Annotated in this window: 21 protein-coding genes; 16 read left to right on the forward strand and 5 right to left on the reverse strand. The window is 64.6% G+C overall.

Going from position 1 to position 24295, the window contains the following annotated elements:
* Window positions 1–189: 189 nt before the first annotated feature.
* Window positions 190–1260: a peptidoglycan DD-metalloendopeptidase family protein gene (locus tag AB1384_06245; GenBank protein ID MEW6553867.1), complete on the forward strand. Its 1071-nt coding sequence runs from the start codon at window positions 190–192 to the stop codon at window positions 1258–1260.
* On the opposite strand, the gene AB1384_06250 is transcribed toward AB1384_06245, so the two are convergent.
* Together AB1384_06250 and acs are read right to left on the reverse strand one after the other, a co-directional pair.
* Window positions 1257–2318 carry a phosphotransacetylase family protein gene (locus AB1384_06250; protein ID MEW6553868.1) on the reverse strand — a complete coding sequence of 354 codons (1062 nt, stop codon included), beginning with the start codon at window positions 2316–2318 and terminating at the stop codon, window positions 1257–1259. The two genes, AB1384_06245 and AB1384_06250, sit on opposite strands and share 4 nt — an antisense overlap.
* A gap of 5 nt (window positions 2319–2323) precedes the next feature.
* Window positions 2324–4447, reverse strand: coding sequence for an acetate--CoA ligase alpha subunit (gene acs / locus AB1384_06255; protein ID MEW6553869.1), 2124 nt, complete (start codon window positions 4445–4447; stop codon window positions 2324–2326).
* Between the two features lie 194 nt (window positions 4448–4641).
* On the opposite strand from acs, the gene greA reads away from it, so the two are divergent.
* From greA to AB1384_06270, 3 genes are all read left to right on the forward strand, one after another.
* Window positions 4642–5163 carry a transcription elongation factor GreA gene (gene greA / locus AB1384_06260; protein MEW6553870.1) on the forward strand — a complete coding sequence of 174 codons (522 nt, stop codon included), beginning with the start codon at window positions 4642–4644 and terminating at the stop codon, window positions 5161–5163.
* Between the two features lie 179 nt (window positions 5164–5342).
* Complete coding sequence (gene lysS, locus AB1384_06265; GenBank protein ID MEW6553871.1) at window positions 5343–6830, forward strand: lysine--tRNA ligase; 1488 nt, start codon at window positions 5343–5345, stop codon at window positions 6828–6830.
* A 345-nt stretch (window positions 6831–7175) separates the two neighbouring features.
* Window positions 7176–9647 (forward strand): ATP-dependent Clp protease ATP-binding subunit, encoded by a 2472-nt coding sequence (locus AB1384_06270; GenBank protein ID MEW6553872.1) that lies wholly within the window; start codon window positions 7176–7178, stop codon window positions 9645–9647.
* Window positions 9648–9797: 150 nt separating this feature from the next.
* On the opposite strand, the gene AB1384_06275 is transcribed toward AB1384_06270, so the two are convergent.
* Window positions 9798–10244 carry a hypothetical protein gene (locus AB1384_06275; GenBank protein MEW6553873.1) on the reverse strand — a complete coding sequence of 149 codons (447 nt, stop codon included), beginning with the start codon at window positions 10242–10244 and terminating at the stop codon, window positions 9798–9800.
* On the reverse strand, window positions 10192–10611 hold the full coding sequence (locus tag AB1384_06280) for a hypothetical protein (protein ID MEW6553874.1): 420 nt from the start codon (window positions 10609–10611) through the stop codon (window positions 10192–10194). The genes AB1384_06275 and AB1384_06280 overlap by 53 nt, the downstream gene beginning before the upstream one ends.
* Window positions 10612–10821: 210 nt before the next feature.
* Between AB1384_06280 and radA the strand changes: the two genes are divergently transcribed.
* From radA to ispF, 7 genes are all read left to right on the forward strand, one after another.
* Window positions 10822–12171 (forward strand): DNA repair protein RadA, encoded by a 1350-nt coding sequence (radA, locus tag AB1384_06285; GenBank protein MEW6553875.1) that lies wholly within the window; start codon window positions 10822–10824, stop codon window positions 12169–12171.
* Between the two features lie 111 nt (window positions 12172–12282).
* Window positions 12283–13359, forward strand: coding sequence for a DNA integrity scanning diadenylate cyclase DisA (gene disA, locus AB1384_06290; GenBank protein ID MEW6553876.1), 1077 nt, complete (start codon window positions 12283–12285; stop codon window positions 13357–13359).
* A gap of 162 nt (window positions 13360–13521) precedes the next feature.
* Window positions 13522–13917, forward strand: coding sequence for a DUF1573 domain-containing protein (locus AB1384_06295; protein ID MEW6553877.1), 396 nt, complete (start codon window positions 13522–13524; stop codon window positions 13915–13917).
* Between the two features lie 190 nt (window positions 13918–14107).
* A complete protein-coding gene (locus AB1384_06300) occupies window positions 14108–14593 on the forward strand; it encodes a CarD family transcriptional regulator (protein ID MEW6553878.1) in 486 nt (161 codons plus the stop codon).
* 127 nt (window positions 14594–14720) lie between these two features.
* The gene (locus AB1384_06305) at window positions 14721–15803 is read left to right on the forward strand and encodes a PIN/TRAM domain-containing protein (GenBank protein ID MEW6553879.1); all 1083 of its coding nucleotides are present in this window, start codon (window positions 14721–14723) and stop codon (window positions 15801–15803) included.
* 2 nt (window positions 15804–15805) lie between these two features.
* Window positions 15806–16537 carry a 2-C-methyl-D-erythritol 4-phosphate cytidylyltransferase gene (gene ispD, locus AB1384_06310; GenBank protein MEW6553880.1) on the forward strand — a complete coding sequence of 244 codons (732 nt, stop codon included), beginning with the start codon at window positions 15806–15808 and terminating at the stop codon, window positions 16535–16537.
* Window positions 16509–16988, forward strand: a complete 480-nt coding sequence (gene ispF, locus AB1384_06315; protein ID MEW6553881.1) for a 2-C-methyl-D-erythritol 2,4-cyclodiphosphate synthase — start codon at window positions 16509–16511, stop codon at window positions 16986–16988. Before ispD ends, ispF begins: the two co-directional genes overlap by 29 nt.
* Here the strand turns inward: ispF and AB1384_06320 are convergent.
* A complete protein-coding gene (locus tag AB1384_06320) occupies window positions 16985–17542 on the reverse strand; it encodes an HDIG domain-containing metalloprotein (protein ID MEW6553882.1) in 558 nt (185 codons plus the stop codon). The genes ispF and AB1384_06320 overlap by 4 nt on opposite strands.
* 233 nt (window positions 17543–17775) lie before the next feature.
* On the opposite strand from AB1384_06320, the gene AB1384_06325 reads away from it, so the two are divergent.
* The 5 genes from AB1384_06325 (at window position 17776) to AB1384_06345 (ending at window position 24294) form a co-directional block, all read left to right on the forward strand.
* Window positions 17776–18483: a TetR/AcrR family transcriptional regulator gene (locus AB1384_06325; protein ID MEW6553883.1), complete on the forward strand. Its 708-nt coding sequence runs from the start codon at window positions 17776–17778 to the stop codon at window positions 18481–18483.
* 44 nt (window positions 18484–18527) lie between these two features.
* Window positions 18528–20228, forward strand: coding sequence for an AMP-binding protein (locus AB1384_06330; GenBank protein ID MEW6553884.1), 1701 nt, complete (start codon window positions 18528–18530; stop codon window positions 20226–20228).
* Window position 20229: 1 nt separating this feature from the next.
* Window positions 20230–21486: a thiolase family protein gene (locus AB1384_06335; GenBank protein MEW6553885.1), complete on the forward strand. Its 1257-nt coding sequence runs from the start codon at window positions 20230–20232 to the stop codon at window positions 21484–21486.
* 150 nt (window positions 21487–21636) lie between these two features.
* Entirely contained in the window at window positions 21637–22773 is a 1137-nt protein-coding gene (locus AB1384_06340) for an acyl-CoA dehydrogenase family protein (protein MEW6553886.1), read from the forward strand.
* Window positions 22774–22791: 18 nt separating this feature from the next.
* Complete coding sequence (locus AB1384_06345) at window positions 22792–24294, forward strand: acyl-CoA dehydrogenase family protein (GenBank protein ID MEW6553887.1); 1503 nt, start codon at window positions 22792–22794, stop codon at window positions 24292–24294.
* Window position 24295 lies beyond the last annotated feature (1 nt).

Here is a 24295-nt window from a genome sequence, read left to right on the forward strand (position 1 = left end):
GCGCGGCCGCTTTCCTCCACGGGAGGAGGCGGATGGCACCCTGGAATAACAATATATTGATAGTATGAACGGAAGAGGATAACAAGATATTGATAATCGGCCCCCATATGGATGGAGGGGTCATTTGACGGCCTCGCGGGAGGTTTCCTACAATATCAATGTAGAGTTGTCCAGTAAGGTGGTTTTCGCGTGGATCATACAGGCAGGGTGAGGGCGACAAGGACTCTCACAACCTACCTCCGCTCCGTACTCCTGCTCGCCGTCCTGATACTCCTTCTCGGACAGTCCATGCCCCCGGCGGGGGCGGACTCCATCAGCGACAAGAAGGAGCAGGCTCGCCAGGTACAGTCGCAGCTCAACTCCCTGCAGTCCGAACTCAACCGGCTCACGTCGGAGCTCAACCAGACCCAGTCCCGCCTCGCCACCCTGGAGGCGAACATCGAGGCCAACCAGGCGCAGCTGAACGCGGCGGAGGCCGAGTACCAACGCTGGCAGGGCATACTCGCCGACCGCCTGGTGTCCATGTACAAGGAGGGCAACGTCAGCGCCCTGGACGTCCTGCTGGAATGCGACGACTTCGATACCTTCGTCAACTCCTACGACTATATGGCGCGCATCGGCAATCATGACGCCGAGGCCATCGTGGCTACCCAGAACCTCATGGCGGAGATCAGGACCAAGCGGGCACAACTGGAGAGCGACAAAGCCGCCTACCAGTCATACTCGAGCAGCCTGCAGAGCCAGCGGAACTCCATCCAGAGCAAGCTCAACGAACAGAAGGCCCTCCTGGCCGGCATCGATTCCGAGGTCGCCTCCATGCTGAGCAGCCGTTACAGCGGCGGCGGCGGCGGGAACTGGAGCGTTGGCCCGGTCAACGGCCTTTATTTCCCCGTGGCCGGCCCCTGCAGCTTCACCAACGACTGGGGCGCTCCCCGTTCCGTGGGTCGCACCCACAAGGGTTGCGACATCATGGCCGATTACGGCACCCCCTGCGTGGCCATCACCAGCGGCACGGTGGTGCAGCGCAGCGGCGGCAACGCCGGCCTGTACATATTCCTCTACGGAGACAACGGGCACCTCTACTACTACATGCACCTGCAGGACTACGGCGCCTCGGGCCGGGTCAGCGCTGGTGAGGTGGTGGGTTACGTGGGTGACACCGGAAACGCGCGCGGCTGCCCCCACCTCCACTTCGAGTGGCACCCCGGCGGCGGCAGCGCCGTCAACCCCTACCCCCTACTGGTGGCCATCAGGGGTTAGATGCCGGCGAGTTCGCGCAGGCGCGGCAGGTCCACGCAGCAGTCGATCAGCTCTCCCAGCCTCTCCAGCTTCTTCGCTTCATGCGTACGGGCGCTCCTGATGATCATGTCCGCGCGCTCGGCGGTGGTGAAGGTGTCCATGCCGACCATGATCACGGGGATGCCCAGCTCCTCCGCCTTGCCCAGGATGATGCTGGAGGGATAGAGGTTGCCCGTGAGGATGAGACAGCGTGCCTTGGCCTCCATGGCCGCGAGCATTATGTCGCTGCGGTCCCCCCCCGTGACCACGCACGGGCTGCGGAGCTTGCGGAACACGGAAAGGGCGTGTTCCTGGCTCATTGCGCCCACCACGATGTCCTCGACCAGGTTGTCCAGGTTGGCCTCGCCGGCGAGGACGCGCCCGTCCAGGAGTTCCGCCAGGTCTCCGACGTTGATGGAGGAGAGCAGGCGGTCGAAGGGGATCTGCCCCAGCACGGGAATGCCCAGCCTCTCCAGGCTGGGCGCGAGGATGTCGGCGACGAAGCTTTCCCGGTTGGAGGGGATGATGTTGTAGATGACCCCCATGAGGTTGCCCGTGAAATCGTCCCTGGCGGCCAGCACATTGTCGGCCTGGAAGGCGTCGTCGAAGCGCTCTACCAGGATGACCCGGGCGTCGAAGACGGGGGCCAGCTGGTAGGCCGACAGGCCCAGGAAGCGTCCCTGCTGGGAGGTGTAGGCGCCCTGCACCAGCACCACGTCCTTGCCGGCGCTGACGCGGCCGAAGGCCTGTTTCACCTGCTCGAGCAGGTCTTTCGTGCCCTCCATGTAGGCGGCGTTGACCACCTGCGGAGTGAGGACCACGGGGCAGATGTCGGACAGGTCCTCCTCGAGTCCCAGGGTGCGCTGCATGAAGGCGGCGTCCTCGTCGGTAACCCGCCCCTCCACGGTGAAATAGCGATGGCCCACCGGCTTCATATAACCGACTTTCAGCTTCTCCTCCTGGAAACGGCGCCCCAGGCCTATGCACGTGGTGTGCAGGCCGGAGAGGCCGACCTGCGAGGCAAAGTAGATACAGACCATATCCCTCACTCCTCCAGAACGATTCTGGCGTCCGCGGCCAGGCAGCCCTTGCCGTCCTCTAAAACCCGCAGGGGGTTGATGTCGATCTCGTTGATCTCGGGGAAGTCGGTGACCAGCTGGGAAACGCGCAGCACCGCTTCGATCACCGCGTCTATGTCCGCGGGCGGCTCCCCCCTCGCTCCCTTGAGCAGCCAGTAGCTCTTCAACTCGCGCAACATGTCCATGACGTCCTCCTCGCTCACCGGGGCGAGGCGGAAACTGACGTCCTTCAGCACCTCGACGTAGACGCCGCCCAGGCCGGTCATGAGCAAGGGGCCGAACTGGCTGTCGCGGTTCATGCCCACGATGAGTTCCCGTGATGGAGGCAGCATCTCCTGCACCAGCACCCCCCAGATATCGGCGCGCGGGAAGAACTTGCGGGCGTTGGCCGTCACCCCCTCGTAGGCGGAGATGAGCTCGTCGGTGTTCTCTATGCCCACGACCACTCCCCCCACGTCCGTCTTGTGCAGGATCTGGGGGGAGGCGATCTTGACCACCACGGGGTAGCCTATCTCCCGCCCCGCCCTGATGCATTCCTCGAGGTTGGTGGCGAGGACGGTGCGGGCCACCGGCAGCCCGTACGCGTCCAGCACGTCCCTTGCCTCCGCCTCGATGAGCTCGTTCCGCTCCTGCGCTCGGATGGTCTCGAAGATACCGCGCACCCTTTCCCTGTCCACGTCGAAGCGCACGTTCGTCTGCCGGGGGCGGGAGAGGAAATCGGTGTAGGCTTTCATGTTGCGCAGGGTCTCCACCGCCTCCTCTGGGAACTGGAAGTTGGGGATGCCCGCCTCCCGCATGATCCCCTCGGCCTCGTTGACCTCGAGTCCTCCCATGAACACGGCGAAGACCGTCTTCCCCGCTCCATGCGCGCATTCCGCCACCACGCGCGCGGTCTCAGTGGCCCTGGTCATGGCCTGGGGGGTGAGGATGACGAGCAGGGCGTCCACCCCCGGGTCCGCCAGCACCCCTTCCAGGGCCAGGCGGTAACGGTCCTCGCCCGCGTCACCCAGGACGTCCACCGGGTTGTAGACGCTGGCGGCCTCCGGGAGCTTCTCGCGCAAGGCCTGCGTGGTCGCCTCGCTCAAGGCGGCCAGGCTGAGCCCGGCCCGCTCCAGGGCGTCGGAGGCGATGATGCCCGGGCCGCCGGCGTTGGTGATCACGCCCACCCTGGGGCCGGCGGGGGGAGGCTGGGAGGCGAAACCCTGGGCCAGCATGAAGAGGTCCTCCACGGTGTTCGCCCGCAGCGCGCCGCACTTGCGGAAGGCGGCCGCATAGGCGTTCTCGGAACCGGCCAGGGTGCCGGTGTGGGAGGAGACCGCCCTCGCGCCCGCCTGGGTGACCCCCGCCTTGAAGATCAGGATGGGCTTGGAGCGGCTGACGCGCGTGGTTACTTTCAGGAACCTCTCGCCCTCGGATATGCCCTCCAGGTAGGCGGCGATGACCGAGGTGTTATCGTCATGCTCCAGGGCCTCCAGCATGTCGCTCTCATTTAGGTCCATCTTGTTGCCCAGGCTGATGAAGCGGGAGAACCCCAGGTGGTTCTCCTCCGACCACCCCAGGACGGCGGTGCACAGGGCGCCGGACTGCGACATGAAGGCCACTTTGCCCGGAAATGGCGCCTTGGTTGCGAAGGTGGCGTTGAGGGGCGTGGAGGTGTCCGCGATGCCCAGGCAGTTCGGCCCCAGGACCGCGATGCCGAGGCGCTCCGCCGCCTGGCGCAGTTCCGTCTCGCGGCGGTAGCCGTCCCGGCCGGACTCCTTGAAGCCGGCGGAGATGATCACCGCCGCCTTCACCCCACGCGCACCGCATTCCTCCATCACCTTCTGCACCGCGGCCGCGGGGATGATGATCACCGCCAGTTGCGGCGCCTCGGGCAGGTCGGACACGGAAGGGTAGCACTTGAGGGAGAAGACCTCCTCGTAGGACGGGTTCACGGGGTAGACGGCGCCCTGGTATCCGGAATCGATGATGTTCTCCAGGACCACTCGGCCCACCTTGCCGGGCTTGTCCGAGGCCCCGACGACCGCCAGGGCGGAGGGGCGGAAGAGTTCGTCGAGCAGCTTGATCGCTCCTTCGGTACGTCTGTTCATTCCCGAAGACATTATACCCGTCACACTCTTCGTTTATGCGGCATAGCCGGGACCGCGCCGCGGCGAGGACAGGGCTGTGGCCGGAGAGAGGGTCCGGTGCTTTGACTGCCATCGCGGGCTGGCATATAATAGCTTTTTGTCATCCCCGAACAGTGATTATCCTACCCATATGCAAGACAGGACAAGGACGGAACATGGATGAGAGAATAGACAGGCCGGTCCTAGGCGAGTACCGCGAGGAGAGGGAGGACGACATCGTCCTCACCCAGCACGGCTACCAGAAACTCCAGGAGGAGCTGGATCACCTCAAGAACGTGAAGTGGTGGGAGGTGGCCGAGCGCATCAAGCAGGCCAGGGCTTTCGGCGACATCATGGAGAACTCCGAGTACGATGACGCCAAGCACGAGCAGGCCTTTGTGCACGGGCGCATCAAGGAGATAGAGAACATCCTCGACAACGCGCGCATCGTCAAGGACTCCGAGATCGACCTCTCTGTGGTGGCCATCGGTTCCTCGGTGAGCCTCGAGGACCTGGAGAGGGGCGAGGAGATGCGCCTGCGCCTGGTTAGCGCCGCGGAGGCGCGGGGGGACCAGGGCTGCATCTCGGACCAGTCGCCGGTGGGCAGGGCCATCATGGGGCACAAGGCAGGCGATATCGTCGAGGTGCAGGTACCCTCCGGGGCGCTGAAATACCGAATCCTTCATATCGAGCGCTGATCCGCGCATGGAACGCGCACGGCGGTGCCCGCCGCCACGCTGGTGCGGCCGGCGGCCCGGCGCGAGCCTCTCGCGGAGTCGCAGGCGGTTCAGCTGGCAAGCCGAAGATGATCTGAAAGGCATGGGGTGTTAACGCCGTGGATGCGAACACTAGTGGCGGGAGGGGTACCGACGACGGCTTGACCGCGGCCCTGGAGGCCGAGGGCGAACTGGTCAGGAGGCGCCTGGAGAAACTGGACGAGCTGCGCGCCCGCGGCATCAACCCCTACGCGCTCAGGTACGACCGCCGTGAGTCCGCCTCCGAGGTCCACCAGCGCTTCGACTCGCTCGCCGATGGCGAGGACAGCGGCCATACCGCGTCCCTGGCGGGGAGGATCATGGCCCTGCGCCGCCACGGCAAGGCCTGCTTCGCCGATATCGAGGACCGTGGGGGGCGGATGCAACTCATGGCCTCCGTGGACTCCCTGGGGGGACCCGCCTACGGGCTTTTTCAGGAACTGGATATCGGTGACTGGATCGGAGTGGAAGGCGAGGTCTTCAAGAGCAGGCGGGGCGAGATAACGCTGCGCGTCGCTTCCTTCGCTTTGCTGAGTAAGAGCCTGCGCCCGCTGCCCGAGAAATGGCACGGGCTCAAGGACGTCGAGTTGCGCTACCGCCAGAGGTACCTGGACCTCATGGTCAACCCCGCGGTCAGGCGCAACCTCGAGACCAGGGTCGAGACCATCGCCGCGCTGCGCCGCTTCCTGGACGCCCGGGGTTTCATGGAGGTGGAGACCCCCATGCTGCAGCCCATCCCCGGGGGGGCCACCGCGCGGCCCTTCGTCACTTTCCACCAGGCGCTGGGGCAGGACCTGTACCTGCGCATCGCGCCGGAGCTCTACCTCAAGCGCTGCATCGTGGGGGGTCTGGAGAAGGTGTACGAGATCAACCGCAACTTCCGCAACGAGGGTATCTCTTACAAGCACAACCCCGAGTTCACCATGCTCGAGTTCTACTGGGCCTACGCCGACTATCACGACCTCGCGGACCTCCTCGAGGAGATGCTCACGCAAGTGGTGCGGGAGGTCAAGGGCGCCCTGGCCTTCGACTACCAGGGAAGGCCCCTGGACCTGGCGCCGCCCTGGCGACGCGTCACTCTCATGCACGCAGTGGGCGAGGCGGTGGGGCGTGAGGTCGGCACCCATACCCCCGAGGAGGAGCTGCGCGCCCTGGCGGCGGAATGCGAAGTGCCCCTGGAGAAAGGGTGGGGCCCCGGCAAGGTCGCCACCGAGCTGTTCGAGAAACTGGTCGAGCCCAACCTGTGGGAACCGACCCTGGTCATGGACTACCCGCGCGAGGTCTCCCCGCTGGCCCGTATCCACCGCGACGACCCGCTGCTCACCGAGAGGTTCGAGCTCATCGCCGCGGGACGCGAACTGGCCAACGCCTTTTCCGAGCTCATAGACCCTATCGACCAGCGGGAGCGCTTCGAGGAACAGGCGCGGCAGCGCGAGGGGGGAGACGAGGAGGCCCACTTGGTGGACTACGACTACCTGCGCGCCCTGGAATACGGCATGCCGCCCACGGGCGGCCTGGGCCTGGGGGTGGACCGCCTGGTCATGCTGCTCACAGACTCCCATTCCATCCGCGAGGTCATCCTCTTCCCACACCTCCGGTCCGAGGCCTGAAACCGGCCCATGCAGCCGGACGCGGAAACACGCATCCGTTTCCCCCTGCACGGCCCCGCCAGGCACGGGACCTCGTGCGGGGGGAGCGGCGTCATAGGCATTGAAGGCCTTGGACCGCGCGCGGGGAATAATTGACTCGGAGGAGGGACATGCGCGGCCTGCCCGGGGGCCTTCAAGGTTGTGGACGGCGTTGACGATTCCATAACGGAGGGTAGTGCGGCGCGGGCCCGGGGGATCGCGCCGGCGGCCGCGGGACATGAGATATCACATGGCGAAACGGCTTTGAAAAGACCGAGAATAGGTGTGATAATCAAAGTCTAGAATACGTTTTTGGAGGTATACAAGGTGTTTCAGAGGTTCTCGGACCGGGCTCGCAGGGTCGTGGTGTTGGCCCAGGAAGAAGCCCGCATGCTCAACCACAACTATATCGGGACGGAGCACCTCCTGCTGGGGCTTATCCAGGAGGGGGAGGGCGTCGCCGCCAAGGCCCTGGAGTCCATGAACATCAGCCTGGAGGCCGTGCGAAACCAGGTAGAAGAGATCATAGGACGCGGCAGCTCGGCCCCCACGGGCCACATCCCCTTCACTCCCAGGGCCAAGAAGGTGCTGGAGCTCTCCCTGCGCGAGGCCCTGCAGCTGGGGCACAACTATATCGGCACCGAGCACATCCTCCTCGGCCTCATCCGCGAGGGCGAGGGCGTGGCGGCTCAGGTGCTGACCAAGCTGGGGGCGGACCTGGACCGCGTGCGCAACCAGGTGGTGCAGTTGCTCACGGGCGCCGCGGGCACCAAGGAGGTGGCCCCTTCCGGAGAGGCGCCCGCCCAGGGCAACCTGCTCCTGGACCAGTTCGGGCGCAACCTCACCCAGCTCGCCTCCCAGAGTAAGCTGGACCCGGTCATCGGCAGGGACAAGGAGATAGAACGGGTGATGCAGGTGCTCGCCCGCCGCACCAAGAACAATCCCGTGCTCATCGGCGAGCCAGGGGTGGGCAAGACTGCGGTGGTCGAGGGCTTCGCCCAGAAGATAGTCAACAACGAGGTCCCGCACATGCTCGGGGGCAAGCAGCTCTATACCCTCGACCTCGGGGCCCTGGTCGCCGGCTCACGTTACCGCGGCGATTTCGAAGAGCGCCTGAAGAAGGTGGTGAAGGAGATCCGCAGCCGCGGCGACATCATCCTCTTCATCGACGAGCTGCACAACCTGGTGGGTGCCGGGGCGGCGGAGGGCGCCATAGACGCCGCCTCCATCCTCAAGCCGGCGCTGGCCCGGGGCGAGCTGCAGACCATCGGCGCAACCACCCTGGACGAATACCGCAAGCACCTGGAGAAGGACGCGGCACTGGAGAGGCGGTTCCAACCGGTGCTGGTGGAGGAGCCGACGGTGGACCATACCATAGATATATTGAAGGGGCTGCGCGACCGCTACGAAGCCCACCACCGCGTTGCCATCACCGACGAAGCCCTGGTGGCGGCGGCCCGCCTGGCCAGCCGCTATATCTCCGACCGCTTCCTGCCGGACAAGGCCATCGACCTCATCGACGAGGCCGCCTCGCGGCTGCGCATCCACGCCATGACGGCGCCGCCCGACTTCCGCGACCTCGAGGAGAGGCTGCAGCAGATACGCCAGGAGAAGCAGGCGGCCATCGCGAGCCAGGAGTTCGAGAAGGCAGCCGGCCTGCGCGACAGGGAGAAGGACATCATCAACGAGATGGACCAGCTGGAGGAGGACTGGAAGATCCCCCTGGGCTCTCACCAGCTGCAGGTCACCGACGACGATATCGCGGACATCCTCTCCTCCTGGACCGGCATACCCGTCAGCCAGCTCACCGAGGAGGAGAGCAGCAAGCTGCTGCGCATGGAGGACGCCCTGCACGAGAGGGTGGTGGGGCAGGACGAGGCGGTCATCGCCGTGTCGCGTTCCATCCGTCGCACCCGGGCGGGGCTCAAGGACCCCAAGCGCCCCGGGGGCTCATTCATCTTCCTGGGGCCGTCCGGCGTGGGCAAGACCGAGCTGGCCCGTACCCTGGCGGAGTTCCTCTTCGGCGACGAGTCCGCCCTCATCCAGATCGACATGTCGGAGTACATGGAGAAGCACGCGGTGTCGCGCCTGGTGGGTTCCCCTCCCGGTTACGTGGGATACGAGGAGGGCGGCCAGCTCACCGAGGCGGTGCGCCGCAAGCCCTTCAGCGTGGTGCTCCTGGACGAGATAGAGAAGGCCCACCCCGACGCCTTCAACATGCTGCTGCAGATCCTGGAGGACGGCAGGCTCACCGACTCCCAGGGGCACAAGGTGGACTTCCGCAACACCATCGTCATTATGACCTCCAACCTGGGGGCGAGGGACATCAGCAAGGGCACCTCCCTGGGTTTCACCACCCGGACGGAGGGAGGCATGGACTACGACAAGATGAAGGACCGCGTGCTCTCCGAGCTGAAGAAGACCTTCCGCCCCGAGCTGCTCAACCGCATCGACGACGTCATCGTCTTCCACGAGCTCAGCCACGGCGAGATCAAGCAGATCGTGGATCTGCTTATGCAGCGGGTGAAGGACCAGCTGGCCGAGCAGGAGATCGATATCATCCTCTCCGACGACGCCAAGGAAGTGCTGCTGAAGGAGGGTTACGACCCGATGTACGGCGCACGCCCGTTGCGGCGCGCCATCCAAAAGCTCATCGAGGACCCGCTCTCGGAGAAGGTCCTGGGCAAGGAGTACATGCCGGGATCGACCATCCTCATCGCCGCCGCCGACGAGGGCCGTATCACCTTCGAGAAGGTGGAAGCACCCGAGAGCGGCGCCGACCTCTTGCAGACCACTTGAGTGTCCCGAGCACGGGGGTAAAGGCGTTTGCCACCGATGCTTTTCCGGCCCGGGGCCTCCGGGTAACGGTCCCGCTCGCAAAGCCTCTCGGAGACCGACCCGGTAGTTCCCTGGGCTGGGATTCTATCTTCACTGATCTATCCGGCACGGTCACTCCTCGCCCAGGGCTTCGAGGTCGGCGAGGTCTTGCTTGCGGCCCAGCACCCGCTTGTTGGCGATGATCTGTTCCCGTCCGAGGAAATGCACGGCGATGCCGCCGTACGATCCCTCGACCTTCCCCGCGGAGGCCTCCCGCCAGGAGACGCCGGTCAGCGAGGTGAGGATGTCTATACGCACCGGGGAGACGCCGAGCTGGACCGCATGGTCCGGCTTCAGGAAGTCGCCCGCTCGCAGGCCCAGGGAACCGAACCCGAGATCCTCCAGCGCGGACAGGACCTTTTCCGCATTGGAGGGCGAAGGGCGGACGAGGATGTCCATGTCTCCCGTGTAGCGTGGAACCCCATGATATGCCAGGGCGTATGCCCCCACGATCACGTATTCCACTTCATGCTCGTTGAACGACACGAGCAACTCTTTGAAATCGTTCTCCACTTCCATGACGCTGCCTTCTCAGGTGGTCGACGGCCGCGACGCGTTCCTCGGCCGGACGGCCGAGCCAGAAGGTGAGGTCCTGACGCGCCCGCCGCGGGTCCTTGAGGCTCCCCTTGCGGACCTCCAGCTCGATCTTCCCCGCTGGCCGGGCCAGCTCCTCTTTCATGCGGAGCCTGGTCAGCTCGTGCAGCTCGCCGGACGATATTCCCATGCCGGCACGTTCCAGTCCCTCGACGATGAATCCCCGCGCCACGGAGGACATTTTCTCGTTGATCGATCTGGAATACTCGTCCAGTAGCGACAGCGTGTGCTGGTCGATCCTTATGGAAACGACCGTCTTTGCCCCCCTCGCGTGGCTGCCCCGACCGTTCATGGTCATCCTCCTCTCCTCCCAGGCTAACATAAAGTAATACATATGTAAACTTGCTATTGTAGTGCTGTTTTATGTAAGCATACCGCTGGGTGATGCGTGGTGGCGCGGGCCGATGGTAGGCCCCGGACGTGCCCGGGCCGGGGTTTGACGGTGCCGGGAAGTATAATCACTACGGCGGCGCAGGCCGGGTTATTCTCGAGAGGTGCTGTGGTGAAGGCGGAGCGGTCCCATTACGTCTGCGAGGAGTGCGGAGAGGCCTCGGTGCAGTGGCTGGGCCGCTGCCCCTCCTGCGGGACCTTCGGCGCCATGCGGGAGGAGAGCAGGGAGGCCGCGGGCTCCGGGGCCGCGCGAGCGGCGGTGGAACCGCGGCGCCTGGGCGACGTCGAGGAGGAGCGGCCGCGCCTTTCCACCGGCATCGCCGAGTTCGACCGCGTGCTGGGGGGAGGAGCGGTGCCTGGCTCCCTCGTTCTTCTGGGAGGCGAGCCCGGCATCGGGAAGTCGACCCTGCTCCTGCAGGCGGCCTCGTCGCTGGCGCGGCAGGGGGTGGGGGTGCTGCTGGTGAGCGGCGAAGAATCGGCGGCCCAGATAGGGGGGCGCGCCCGCCGCACCGGTTCCCTCAGCCCCGACCTCGCGCTGCTGTGCGAGACGGATGTGGACGTCCTCACGGATGCTTCACGCCGTATCGGGCCCCAGGCGCTCATCGTGGATTCCATCCAGACCATGCGCAGCCCCGGCATCGACTCCGTGCCCGGAGGCGTCAACCAGATGCGTGAGTGCGTCTCCCGCATGCAGTGCCTGGCCAAGGAGATCGATGCCGTGGTCTTCCTGGTCGGTCATGTCACCAAGGAGGGCGTGCTGGCCGGCCCCAGGACGGTGGAGCACATGGTGGACTGCGTCCTCTATTTCGAGGGCGAGCGCTTCGACTCCCTGCGCCTGCTGCGGGCGGTGAAGAACCGCTTCGGGTCCGTGAGCGAACTGGGCATCTTCGAGATGACCGACAAGGGCCTGCGCGAGGTGGAGGACCCATCGCACCTCTTCGTGGACAGCCGCGAGGAAGAGGTGTCCGGGACGGCGACGGTGGTGGTCATGGAGGGCCGCCGCCCCCTGCTCGTGGAGGTGCAGGCGCTGGTGGTGCCCTCGCGGCTTCCCACCCCCAAGCGGGTCTCCACGGGGATCGACCACCGCAGGCTCGCCATCGACGTGGCGGTGCTGGAGCGCAAGGCCCGGATCAATCTCTCGGACCGGGACGTCTACGTGGGCATCTCCGGCGGCCTCAGGGTGAGCGAGCCCGCCCTCGACCTGGGTGTGTGCATGGCCATCGCCTCCTCCCGGCGGGACAAGAGCATCTCCCCCGGGACGGTCTTCGTGGGGGAGGTGGGACTCACCGGCGAGGTGCGGCCGGTTTCCAGGGCCGCGGAGAGGATGCAGGAGGCGGCGCGCCTGGGATCCGGGGTCATGTTCATCTCCGACAAGGCGAAACCCCTGGAGGTCCACCCGGGCCTCGAGCTGGTGAAGGTGAGGGACGTGAGCCAGGCCCTGGGCATCCTCGCCATAGCTTGACCGGCGCCTCGCCCCGGCGGCATTGGAACGGTCCGCTCTCTTTGTTTAATATAGAAGGGGCCGGGGAAAAGGATTTAAGGTGATTCCGCATCAACAAGGGAGCGTTCCGACTTGGAGGATTATCTGCGTGACATGGAATATCTCGAGGTCTTGCGGCTGGTCGCGCCGGGCTCGGAGCTGCGGGATGCCCTGAACCGCCTCATGGCCTCTCACCTCGGAGCGCTGATAGTGGTGGACGACAGCAGCGAAGTGCTGGAGATCGTCAACGGGGGAGTGGAGGTAGACTGGGATTTCTCCGCCGCCAACCTCTTCCAGGTATCCAAGATGGACGGCGCGGTGGTGCTGGACAAGGACCTGACAAAGATAAGGTTCGCCAACGTCCACCTCGTGCCCGACCCCTCCATTCCCACCTCGGAGAGCGGGACACGTCACCGTACCGCAGAGAGGGTGGCGCGGCAGACCGGCAAGCTGGTGATAGCGGTATCCGAGCGCATGAACCGGGTGACCATGTACAAGAACGACTGGGTCCACGTCATCCTCTCGGTGCGCGTGCTCATCAGCAAGTCGGGGCAGGCCCTGCAGACCATGGAGAAATACAAGGCCCGCCTGGACCAGGTATCGGCCACCCTCAGCGCCCTCGAGTTCGAGGACCTGGTGAGCCTGCAGGACGTGGTCAGTGTGCTGCAGAGGGCGGAGATGATGCACCGAATAGCAGCCGAGATCCAGGTGTACCTGGCGGAGCTTGGAACGGAAGGCCGCCTCATCGAGCTCCAGATGGAGGAGCTGATGTCGGGGGTGGAGCGCGAGAAGAGGAACGTCATCCGCGATTTCCGTGTGGAGGAACGGGGTAAGTCCCTGGAGGCGGTAGAGCGCAGCCTCGCCCGGCTCAGCGACGAGGAACTCTTACAGCTGACCAACGTGGCTCAGGCCCTCGGCTACTCGGGTGCCCACGATGAGCTCGACCGGCCGCTGTCCTCGCGCGGCTACCGTATCCTAGAGCGCATACCACGCCTGCCTGCCTCCATCGTGGAGAAACTGGTCAGGAACTTCTCCAACGTGCAGAACATCATGCAGGCCTCGGAGAAGATGCTCGACGAGGTCGAGGGAGTGGGCAAGGCGCGCGCCCGCGCCATCAAGGAGGGGCTGCGGCGTATCGCCGAATCGTCCCTGGTCGAGAGGTACATATAGAGCCGCGACGGGATCGCTCGAGCGACGCCCGTCGCCCCGTGCTTTTCACCCATATTATGGTAAGTAGAAAGGTTGTATGATTCACAGGCCCGCACCGGCGTTTGACCTCGCGCAGACCCGAACCTATAATTGATTTAGTCGAAAGGGACGGAGGTTATCGAGATGCGAGAAGCGGATTGCGCGGAATTCCAGAAGACCGTTTCCGAGTATCTCGTGCGCAATCGCAGCATCCTCGACGTGATGACCAAACTCCAGGACGCCGCCACCAGGGTCAACCGGGCCCTGGCCAAGACGGTGACCAGTTGTGGGTGCCTGAGCGTGGACGCCAGCAAGCAGGAACTCCCCGACGATGTAAATTTCTCCCAGGTATCGAATTACGTGAAGAGCCATATCGAGGGTGAGCTCTGCCCCAACTGCGCGGACGTCATCGAAACGGAGTTGGGAAACGCAATGTTCTATCTGGCGGCCACCTGCTGCCTGCTGGGACTGGATCTCAAATGCGTTCTGGAGAGGGAGAACGACCGTATCAACACCCTGGGCGTCTACAGCCTTACCTGAGCGCATGGTTGATATTATGCGGCGAACCCCGGAAGAACGGACGATGTTTTTCGAAGACAGCCGGTAGAGTCATACGTCAGCAGTGGCCTGTGAGATGATACCTCACGCATAACCACCCTGATATCAGAGAGATGTTTCCATCTGCGGGAGAGGACCGCGGAGCTGTCGCCGGATATGAGAGGTGATGAGGATGTTTTGTGTAGGAGACGTCGTGGTCTATCCTCACCATGGAGCGGGGGTCATCGAGGGCATTTCCGAGAAGGACGTGGAGGGAGAGACAAAAAAGTACTTCGTGCTGCGCATGTGCCAGGGGAACCTGAAGGTCATGGTCCCCGCGGACAGCTCCCTGCAAGTGGGCTTGCGCAACATCATCGAAAGGGACGAGGTCGAGAAGGTGCTCTGCGTCCTCGGGGAAGAGCAGAGCCCGATGCCCACCAACTGGAACCACCGCTACAAGAAGAACCGCGACAAGCTCCGCAGCGGGGACATCTTCCAGGTGGCGGAGGTGGTGAGGAACCTCACCCTCCGGGACATGGAGAAAGGCCTCTCCTCGGGGGAGAAGCGCATGCTCACCCAGGCCCGGGATATACTGGCCAGCGAGCTGATGTACGCGGTCGAGGTCGAGGTAGACGAGGCAGTGCGCATGATCGAGGAGGTCTTCTCTCCTACATCTTGAGGCTGTTTTCTTTCGCCCCTTGAAGCTATAATCAATAGCAATCGTCGGGTTTATCATCTTTCATCATCCCCCGGCGAAATAAAGGCCAAAGGAGGGTTGCCCCAGCCAAGAGGGAAACACGGATCTCATGGTTGTCCTGCTCGTCCGAATCATCTTCATGATCCTCGGGGGAGTCGGGGGATACGCACTGGGAGAGCTGTTCAAAGAGACGTACCTGGCGGATTACAGTTCCACTTATTATATTATCGGCTTCATCGTTTCCATATTCGTCTGTGTGGGACTGGGGTTCGTCCTCGGGGGGGCCGCGGGAAGATACGTCGCGAAGCTCCTCAACCGTTTCCAGCACGCTATCCAGGACGTCCCCGGCACCGACCTCCTCATGGGGACCGTCGGCGTCATCGCCGGGTTCCTGGTCGCCTTCCTCCCCTCGGTCATCCTCTTCCGCTCCGATTGGGGGTGGTTCTCCGATTGGGGGTGGACTTTCGCCCTGATCGTCTACGCCGTCTGCGGGGTCATCGGGTACGTCATAGCGGTGCAGAAGAAGGAAGACCTGCTCAACTTCTTCAAGCCCTCCCGCGTGCGTCCACCGGGGGATGACGAGGCTCCCGCGACCGCCCCCGCCCGTATACTCGACACCAGCGTCATCATCGACGGCCGCATCACCGATATCTGCTACTCCGGTTTTCTGGAGGGCGAACTGGTGGTGCCGCGCTTCGTCCTAAACGAGCTGCAGGGTATCGCCGATTCCGAGGACCCGTTGAAACGCAACCGCGGCCGCCGCGGCCTGGACGTGCTCAACGCCCTGCAGAGGCAGGACCGCGTGGAGGTGCGCATCGAGGAGCAGGATTTCCCGGAGCTCTCCGCGGTGGATTCCAAGCTGGTGGCCCTGGCCAAGTTTCTGAACCAGCCGGTGATGACCAACGACTTCAACCTCAACAAGGTCGCCGAGCTCCAGGGGGTGCGGGTCCTGAACATAAACGAGCTCGCCAACTCGCTCAAACCCGTCGTTCTGCCCGGGGAGCCGCTGGTGCTCACGGTGCTCAAGGAGGGCAAGGAGTCGGGCCAGGGTGTGGGCTACCTGGACGACGGGACCATGGTGGTGGTCGAGGGCGGCAAGAAACATATCGGGCGTGAGGTCGAGACCCTGGTGACCAGCATCCTGCAGACCCCGGCGGGGAGGATGATCTTCGCCGCTCTCAAGGAGAACTGAGCATGGCGATGAGAGCGGCCGCGGTCATCGCGGGTGCGGGGCGCGGGGAGAGGGTCGGCGGGAAAGAGGGCAAGCAATTCCTGGTGCTGGACGGAACGCCGGTCCTGGCGCGCTCCCTCCTGAACGTCGCCTCCGTCCCCGAGGTGGAGGAGATCGTGCTGGTGGTCAACGCCGATGATATCGGGCGCGCCAGCGAGGAAATAGCCGCACCCTACGGGGGAAAGAAAGCGGTCAGGGTCGTTGAGGGGGGGGAGCGGAGACAGGAGTCGGTGCTGCACGCCCTGCGTGCCCTCTCCGCGCCGGTGGACATCATCATCGTGCACGACGGCGCGCGGCCCCTGGCCTCCCCGGCGCTCTTCAAGCGGGTCATAAAAGCCCTGGGCGACTGCGATTGCGAGGGGATAATCTCCGCCGTCCCGGTGGTGGATACGGTGAAGGAGGTCGAGGGGGGGTGGGTGCTCAGGACCCCCGACCGCCAGCGCCTCTGGGCGGTCCAGACGCCACAGTGCTTCCGCGCAGCGGCGCTCCTCGACGCGCACGAACGCGCTTCCCGGGAGATGGTGTGGGCCACCGACGACGCGGCCCTGCTGGAGAGATACCGCTACCGCGTCAGGGTGGTGGAAGGGGAACTTACCAACCTGAAGATAACCTACGCCAGCGATCTGGTCCTGGCGGAAGCCCTGCTCTTGAAGGGAGGTCTGGGGGTTGCAGAACCGGATAGGCCTGGGATTTGACGCCCACGCCTTCGCAGCCGGAAGGAGACTGGTGCTGGGCGGGGTGGAGGTGCCGCACGACCGTGGCCTCGAGGGACACTCCGACGCGGACGTGCTGGTGCACGCGCTCATGGACGCTCTGCTGGGGGCCTGCGCAGCGGGCGATATCGGTGCGCACTTTCCGGACACCGACCCCGCCTACGAGGGCATCTCCAGCATCGTCCTCCTGGAGGAAGTCGTCGGCCTGGTAAGGGAGAAGGGTTACAGGGTGGTGAACGCCGACTGTGTGGTAGTGGCCCAGGAACCGCGCCTGGCGCCCTACACCGGCGGCATGGCCTCTCTCCTGGCCGCGACCATGAGGATAGAGACGGGGCGGGTGTGCGTGAAGGCGACCACGACGGAAGGGATGGGCTTCACGGGCCGCGGCGAGGGCATCGCCGCCATCGCCACCGTCCTGCTGGAGACCACCTAGAGGCCGAGCTCGTCGGAGATGCCCTGCATTGCTTCCAGGGCCAGGGCCAGGAATCCGTCCAGCTCGAAGCCGGCCTGCTCGCATTCCAGGATCACTTCCCGGCGCGCTCCCCGGGCGAAGGCCTTCTCCTTCATGCGCTTGCGCAGCGAGCTCACCTTGACCCCCTCCAGCTTCCTGTCCGGCCGCACCAGGGCCGCGGCGACGATGAAGCCGGTGACCGTCTCTCCGCACGCCAGGGCGTGCTGCAGGACCGTCGTCCTCTCGCCCAGTCCCAGGCCCTCGGCGTTGTGCATGCGCACCGCGCTCACCATCTCGTCGGGAGCCCCCCTGTCCTCCAGCATGCGGGCGCCGGTGGCGGCGTGAACGGACATGTCGTCGCCGACTATCTCCAGGTCGAGGTCGTGCAGCAGTCCGGTAAGGCCCCACAGGTCCTCGTCCTCACCCTTCTCCACCGCCATCCTCCTCATCACGGCCTCGGTGGCGTATGAGTGCTTGAGCAGGTTCTCAGCCTTCAGGTTGGCCAGCAGGAGCTCCAGGGCTTCTTCTCTCTCCATGCTCTCCCCTCTCTTGCCGCAGTGACCCCGCCGCTATTGCATATATTAATATATCCCGGCATCGCCCGTTTTCCATACACCAAGATACTTATGTGTATTGACAGGGTCCGGTCATTGTTGTATAAATAGGTACGGCTGTTAGGCGGGTGAGCGCTCACTTTTTCGAGGTTCGAAGACATTTTTCCTCTCCTGAAAAGGGAGACCTCTACCCAGGCAGGGATGGAGCGGACGGTATGGGAAAGGGCAACCGCACTGGCGACATCATCCTCGCGTCCATTGACGCCTTCTCGCGAACCAATTACGAGAAAGCCACCACCGCGCTCCTGGCCCGCGAAGCGGGCGTAGCCGAGGGGACCCTTTACAAGTACTTCCCGAGCAAGAAAGAGCTCTTCCTGGCCTGCTGCCGCTACATCGAGGACCTCCTCATCGCCCGCTACGAAGTGATCTACAGGGAACACGGGAACGAGCCGCTCGAATATCTCAAGCGCGTATCGAGCAGCTACATCGATTTCGTGCGCGAGAACCCCAGCATGCGGAGGTTCCTGGCCTTCGTCCTCAACAACGTCTTCGACGAGGATTTCCGCCGCGAACTGGAGGACTTCATCAACCTGAACATCAGGGCCACCGAGCACATGCTCAGGAAAGGGCAGGAGATGGGGGAGATAAGGAAGGACGTGGACCCCCGCATCGTGGCCTGGTTCTACGTGGGGGCATATTTCACCCTCATCCTCATGGCCGAGATGGACGCGGCGGAGATAGATGACCCCATGTTCGTGGAGAAGTACGCGAACATGCTGCAACTGGCGGATGTAAGAGGGCCAGTGGGTGAGGCGCCCAAAGGGATGGACGCGCCGAACGAGGACGGCCCCTTCACGGCCTTGAAGGATATCGGGCCCGTACGTGCCACGGAAAGGGATGGACGGGGCCCATCGGAAAAATAATCGTCCTGGAAAGAGGTGATGGCATGACCCCGGAGGAGCGGAAGATGTACCTGAAGAGGGCCTGGGTGGGATGGCGGCTGCTGCGCTCCCTCGCCCTATTCTTAGCGGACGAACGCCGCAGGGGTACCCTCAAGGAGAACCTGCGCAGTATCAGGGAGGCGAAGGGCCTCTCCATCGCGCGGGACATGTCCCACGCGGAGCTGCTTGAGGAAAAGGCCGCGAAGCTCGGTGACCGGCCGTTCCTGTACTTCAGGGACCAGGTCATCAGCTACCGCGATATGGACCTCAACGCCAACCGGGTGGCCAATTATCTGAGGAGCAAAGGCGGAGGTCCGGGCGGGGGCCTGGCCATCATCATGAAGAACTCCCCCCGCTGGCTGGACGTCTTCTTCGGCCAGCAGAAGCTGGGCATGTACGCGGTGCCGGTGAACGTGGCCCTCCGCGGCGATCAGCTGGCCCACGTCATCGATAACTCCGACGCCTCCATGGTGGTCATAGACCACGATCTGCTCCCCTATTACCAGGCGGTGGCGGAAAAGCTTCCAAAGATAGAGAAGGTCATCGTCAACGGCGAGGGCGCCCCCGCGGACTTCGAGTTGCCCGGGGGCATGGAGGACCTGGCGACGGCCTACGGCCCGGGCTCGGACGCCTCCACCCCCAGGGAGAGATACGACCCGGACGACCTCTGCGTGCTCATGTACACCTCGGGCACAACCGGGTTGCCCAAGGGGGTCGTGTACCGCTACAACAACACCAACGTCAAGGCCATCTCCATAGTGGGGCGCCTTCTCACCAACAAGAGCGATGTGGCCTACACCTGCTACCCGCTCTTCCACGCCAACGCGCTCTTCCTTACGGTGACGCCGGCCATGCACTGCGAGGGCAGCGTAGCCCTGGGCGAGAGGTTCAGCGCCAGCCGCTTCTGGGAAGAGGTTCGGCGCTTCGGGGCCACCACCTTCAACGGCCTGGGGGCGGTGATGCCCATACTCATGAAGCAGCCGGAGAAGGCCGACGATGACGACAACAAGGTGCGCTTCATCCTCTCCGCCGGCTGTCCCGCGGACATGTGGGAGGACTTCGAACGGCGTTTCGGGGTCAAGATCTACGAGGGGTACGGCGCCGTGGACGGCGGCGGGGTGCTCATCGTCAACTTCGAGACCGCCCCCGTGGGCTCCATGGGCAAGCCCCTGGGGGCCAAGATCAGGGTTATCGACAGCGATGGCGGTGACGTGCCCCCCCATACCCCGGGCGAGCTCATCTGCTACGTGGGGGAGCGCAAGGGCGCGGTGGAATATTACAAGAACGCCGAAGCCACCAGCGACAAGATGCGCGACGGATGGCTGTACACCGGCGACCTGGTGTACAGGGACGAGAAAGGATATGTCTACTTCGTGGGCCGCAACACCGAGTCCATGCGGGTGAAAGGGGAGAACGTCTCCGCCTACGAGGTGGAGCAGGCCGTGCTCAAGCACCCGGACGTGCTGGAGTGCGCGGTTTACGCCGTCCCCTCCGAGCTGGCCGAGGACGAGATCATGGTGACCCTGGTGCCGGTGGAGGGGAAGAGCATCGACCCCGCCACCCTGCCTGACTTCCTCGCGAGCGAGCTGGCCAAGTTCGCGGTGCCGCGATACTACCGCGTCATCGACGCACTCCCCAAGACTGAGACCCACCGCGTGATCAAGAAGGAACTGGAAAACCTGGGCGTCACGGCGGATACCTACGACAGGGAAAGGAAGGCGGGCTGACATGGCAGATGACGTATACATCCTAGGCACCGGTATGATCCGCTTCAAGAAATACCCGGAGAAGACCATCAAGATGCTGACCGCGGAGGCCGTGCAGGCCCTGCTCGAGGACGTCCAGGCGGACAAGGGAGACATAGAGGCCGCGTGGTTCTCCAACTCGGGATGGGGCATGAGCCAGATGCAGCACTGCATCCGGGGCCAGGTGGCCCTCTCCCCCCTGGGCATACAGGGTATCCCCATCACCAACGTGGAGAACGCCTGCGCCGGCGCCTCCACCGCTATCCACGGGGCGTGGACCGCGGTGAAGGCCGGCCTCTACGACCTGGTTCTGGCGGTCGGGGCGGAGAAGGTCTATTTCCCCGAGGACAAGGCCAAGATGTTCGAGGGTTTCGCCTCGGGCGCGGACGTCGAGTTCGTGCACGGCATGATCGCCGCATTCCAGGCCGACGCCGCCAAAAAAGCCGCCGAGGCCGAGGCGGAGGGCAAGGAGAAGGGGAAGAAAGAGGGCGGAGGCCACACCGCCTTCATGGACATCTACGCCATGGGAGCGCGCATGCATATGAAGGCCTACGGCACCACCCAGCGGCAGTTGGCGGTGATCGCGGCCAAGAACCACCACAACGGCTCCATGAACCCCATGGCCCAGTACCAGATGGACATGACCGTGGAGGAGGTACTGGAGGACTACCAGGTCGCCTACCCCCTGACGCGGGCCATGTGTGCCCCCATCGGGGACGGCGCCGCCGCGGCCATCATCTGCTCCCAACGGGCCCTCGCGAGGTTCCCCGGCGCCAGGCCTGTGCGCATCCGCGCTTCGGTGCTGGTCTCAGGCTCTCTTCCCGACAGCGGCATCGCCGGCATCGGGGAGCGTGCCAGCAAGCGCGCTTACGAGGTAGCGGGCCTGGGGCCCGAGGACATCGATGTCGCCGAGGTGCATGACGCCACCGCCTTCGGAGAGCTGGCGCAGTACGAATCCATGGGCTTCTGCCCGGTGGGCGAAGGCGGCCCCTTCGCCGAGTCGGGCGCCACTTCCTTGGGCGGCAGACTGCCGGTCAATCCCTCGGGCGGGCTGGAATGCCGTGGCCACCCCATCGGCGCTTCCGGCCTGGCCCAGGTCTACGAACTGGTACAACAGTTGCGGGGAGCCGCCGGGCCGCGCCAGGTGGAGGGGGCCCGCATCGCCCTGGCCGAGAACGGCGGCGGGTTCCTGGGCATGGGGGAAGCGGCGATGTGCGTCCACATCCTCGAACGTATATAACGACGCCCGGAGGGCGGCGGCACGGTGCCAGTCGCCTTGAAGGAGACGGAGCGAGCGTGAAGCGAGCATAGCGAGGTCAAGGCCTGGCACGCGTGATCTGCGCACCAGCGGCACGCATGCGTGGGGAGATAAACGAAGGGGGTAGATGGAATGAAAGCGGATGTGAGCGAGGAACTGAAGCTGCTCGACGAGATGGCGCGGGACTTCGCGGCGAAGGAGTTGGTGGACGAGCGGGAGGAGCACGACAGGTTCCCCTTCGCGCCGCTCTACGACAGCGTCCTGTCCAAGGCGCTGGAGGTGGGCTTCTTCGCGGTGATGCTGCCGGAGGAAGCGGGGGGATCGGCGGAACCGGTTTCAGCCCTGTGCCTGGTGCTCGACGAGATCTGCCAGGCGGACGCCAGCCTGGGGGCGACCATCTTCACCAATGCCCTGGCACAGGAGATAATAAGGCAGGCGGGGGGCGCCAGCCTCCTCGCGGAAATGGCCTCCGAGGACGGTTCCTTCCAGCAGAGCCTCATCGCATTCCCCTCCTATAACAACCCGGGTGAGGTGGACCACTGCGCCAGGGCGGCCAGGGACGCCGGCGGCTATGAACTCAGCGGCGACGTACCATACGTGGTCCTCGGCGGCGTGGTGAACCGCGCCCTGCTGCCGGCGAAGACGGAGGGGCCGGACGGGTATTCCTTCTTCCTGGTGGACCTGAAGTCGCAGGGCGTGGAGGTGAGCGAGCCCGTGCTCAGCCTGGGCATGCATTCATGCCCGGCGGTGGACCTCGCCCTCGGCGGCGTTATCGGCACGCTGGTGGGCACGGAGGGTGAAGGGAGTGCCTATTACGAGGCGGCCGTCGACCGCCTCTCGGTGGCGGCCGCGGCCATGGCCGCGGGGACGATGAAGGGTTCCTTCACGGGGGCCTTCGAGTACAGCAAAGAAAGGGAGCAGGGAGGCAGGCATATCGTGGACTGGTCGGGCCTGCGGATAATCCTCGCGGACATGGCGGTAAAAGCCCGGGCGGCGGACATGCTGGTGGAGAAGGCCGCCGGCGCCGTGGACAGGGAGGAACCGGGTTGGCAGCAGCAATCGCGGGCAGCTGCCCTCGTGGTAGGCGGGATGGCCACGGACGCGACCACCGACGGCATCCAGGCGCTGGGCGGTTACGGCTACATGAAGGATTACCCGCAGGAGAAGAGGTTCCGTGACGCCAAGCAGATACAGTCGCTCCTGGGCATCACCCACATGCGCCGGCTCGAATTCATCCAGCGCGTCGTGGACGGCGAAGCGGCGTGGTGAGGATAAGGGGGTAGAGAGATGATCGAAGGATTGACCTCATCGACATTGCTGGAAAAGCACCCCAGGCTCGAGGACATCATGTGCAGCCTGGACACGGTGGGCAAGATGCCCAGCGGCGTCAGCGGCGAGATACGGCAGGCGGTGGCCCTGGCCCGCCGCTTCAACGAGTCCGTGGCGCGTCCCTACGCCCTGGAGCTGGACCGCAAGATGCATGAGGACCCCACCTACGTGCCGTGGGACATCGTCAAGGAGATAAACCGCTGGGGCTTCTATACCAACTGGATCCCCAAGATCTACGGGGGCAGGGGGTGGAACCTGGGTTCCCTCATCCCGGTGGTCGAGGAGCTGTGCTCCGAGTGCGCCGGCATCGGCAACCTCATGGGCGTGGAGTATTTCGGCATGTCCGTGCTCTTCGCCGGCTGGAACACGCGCATCACCGACAAAGTGTGCCGCGATGTGGTGGCGGGGGAGAAGAGCGGCGAGCCCTGCCTCATCGCCGGGCTGGTCACCGAGCCGGGGGCGGGGACCGACGCGGAGGAGACGGAACTCCTCCACAAGGCGCGGGTAAGGTGCCTGGCGCGCAAGGTGGACGGGGGGTACGTGGTCAACGGCACCAAGGTCTTCATCTCCAACGGCCACGTCTCCACCTGGCACATCTCCACCGCCTTCGAGGACACCAGCCGCCCGGCGGACACCATGATGTGTTTCGCGGTGCGCAATGACGCCAAGGGCTTCGTCTACGGCCGCATGGAGAAGAAGATGGGCCAAAAGGGCTGCCCCGCCAGCGAGATCATCTTCGAGGACTGCTTCATCCCCGACGAGGACGTGATCATCAACGCGGAGCAGATAAAGAAGCTCAAGCATTCCCCCAGGGAGACGGCGCAGCAGGTGATCGACTTCGTGGTCACCCTCACCCGCCCCGGCGTGGGGGCCATGGGCGCCGGCGTGGCCCGCGGCGCCTTCCAGGAGGCCCTGGCCTTCGCGCGCGAGACGGAGGTGCGTGGGAAGCTGCTCGTGAACCACGAGTGGGCGCAGTGCCTGCTGGCGGAGATGTACGCCAACGCGGCCCTGGCGCGCCTCACCTACATGGAGTGCAACCACATCACCGGCCTCTACGGCATGGCCGCTCTGCTCAACCTGAAGCCCATGTACTACTACATGAAGATGATGCCCACCGCGCTTTTAGACCGCGTCATGCCCTTCGCCAACCGTCTCGCGGCGGTCCAGCAGGCCTTCCGCAAGATCATCATGGACCGGCAGAAGGAGGAGGACGCCCTGCGCGCCTCCGGCTGGGCTTCCCTCTCCAAGTTCGCCGCCACCGACCTGGGCATCAAGAACTGCCACCTGGCGGTGGAGCTCATGGGCGAGGCGGGGATCCGGCACGACATGCGGGCGGAGAAGTTCCTGCGCGACTCCAAGCTGCTGCAGATATACGAGGGCACCAACCAGCTCAACCGGCTGAACCTATTCAAGTGCCTGGTGGCGCCCGCCGCTCCCGAGGCGCTTGTTTTCGAGGAATAGG

Source organism: Actinomycetota bacterium, assembly GCA_040757835.1.
Classification (GTDB): domain Bacteria; phylum Actinomycetota; class Geothermincolia; order Geothermincolales; family RBG-13-55-18; genus SURF-21.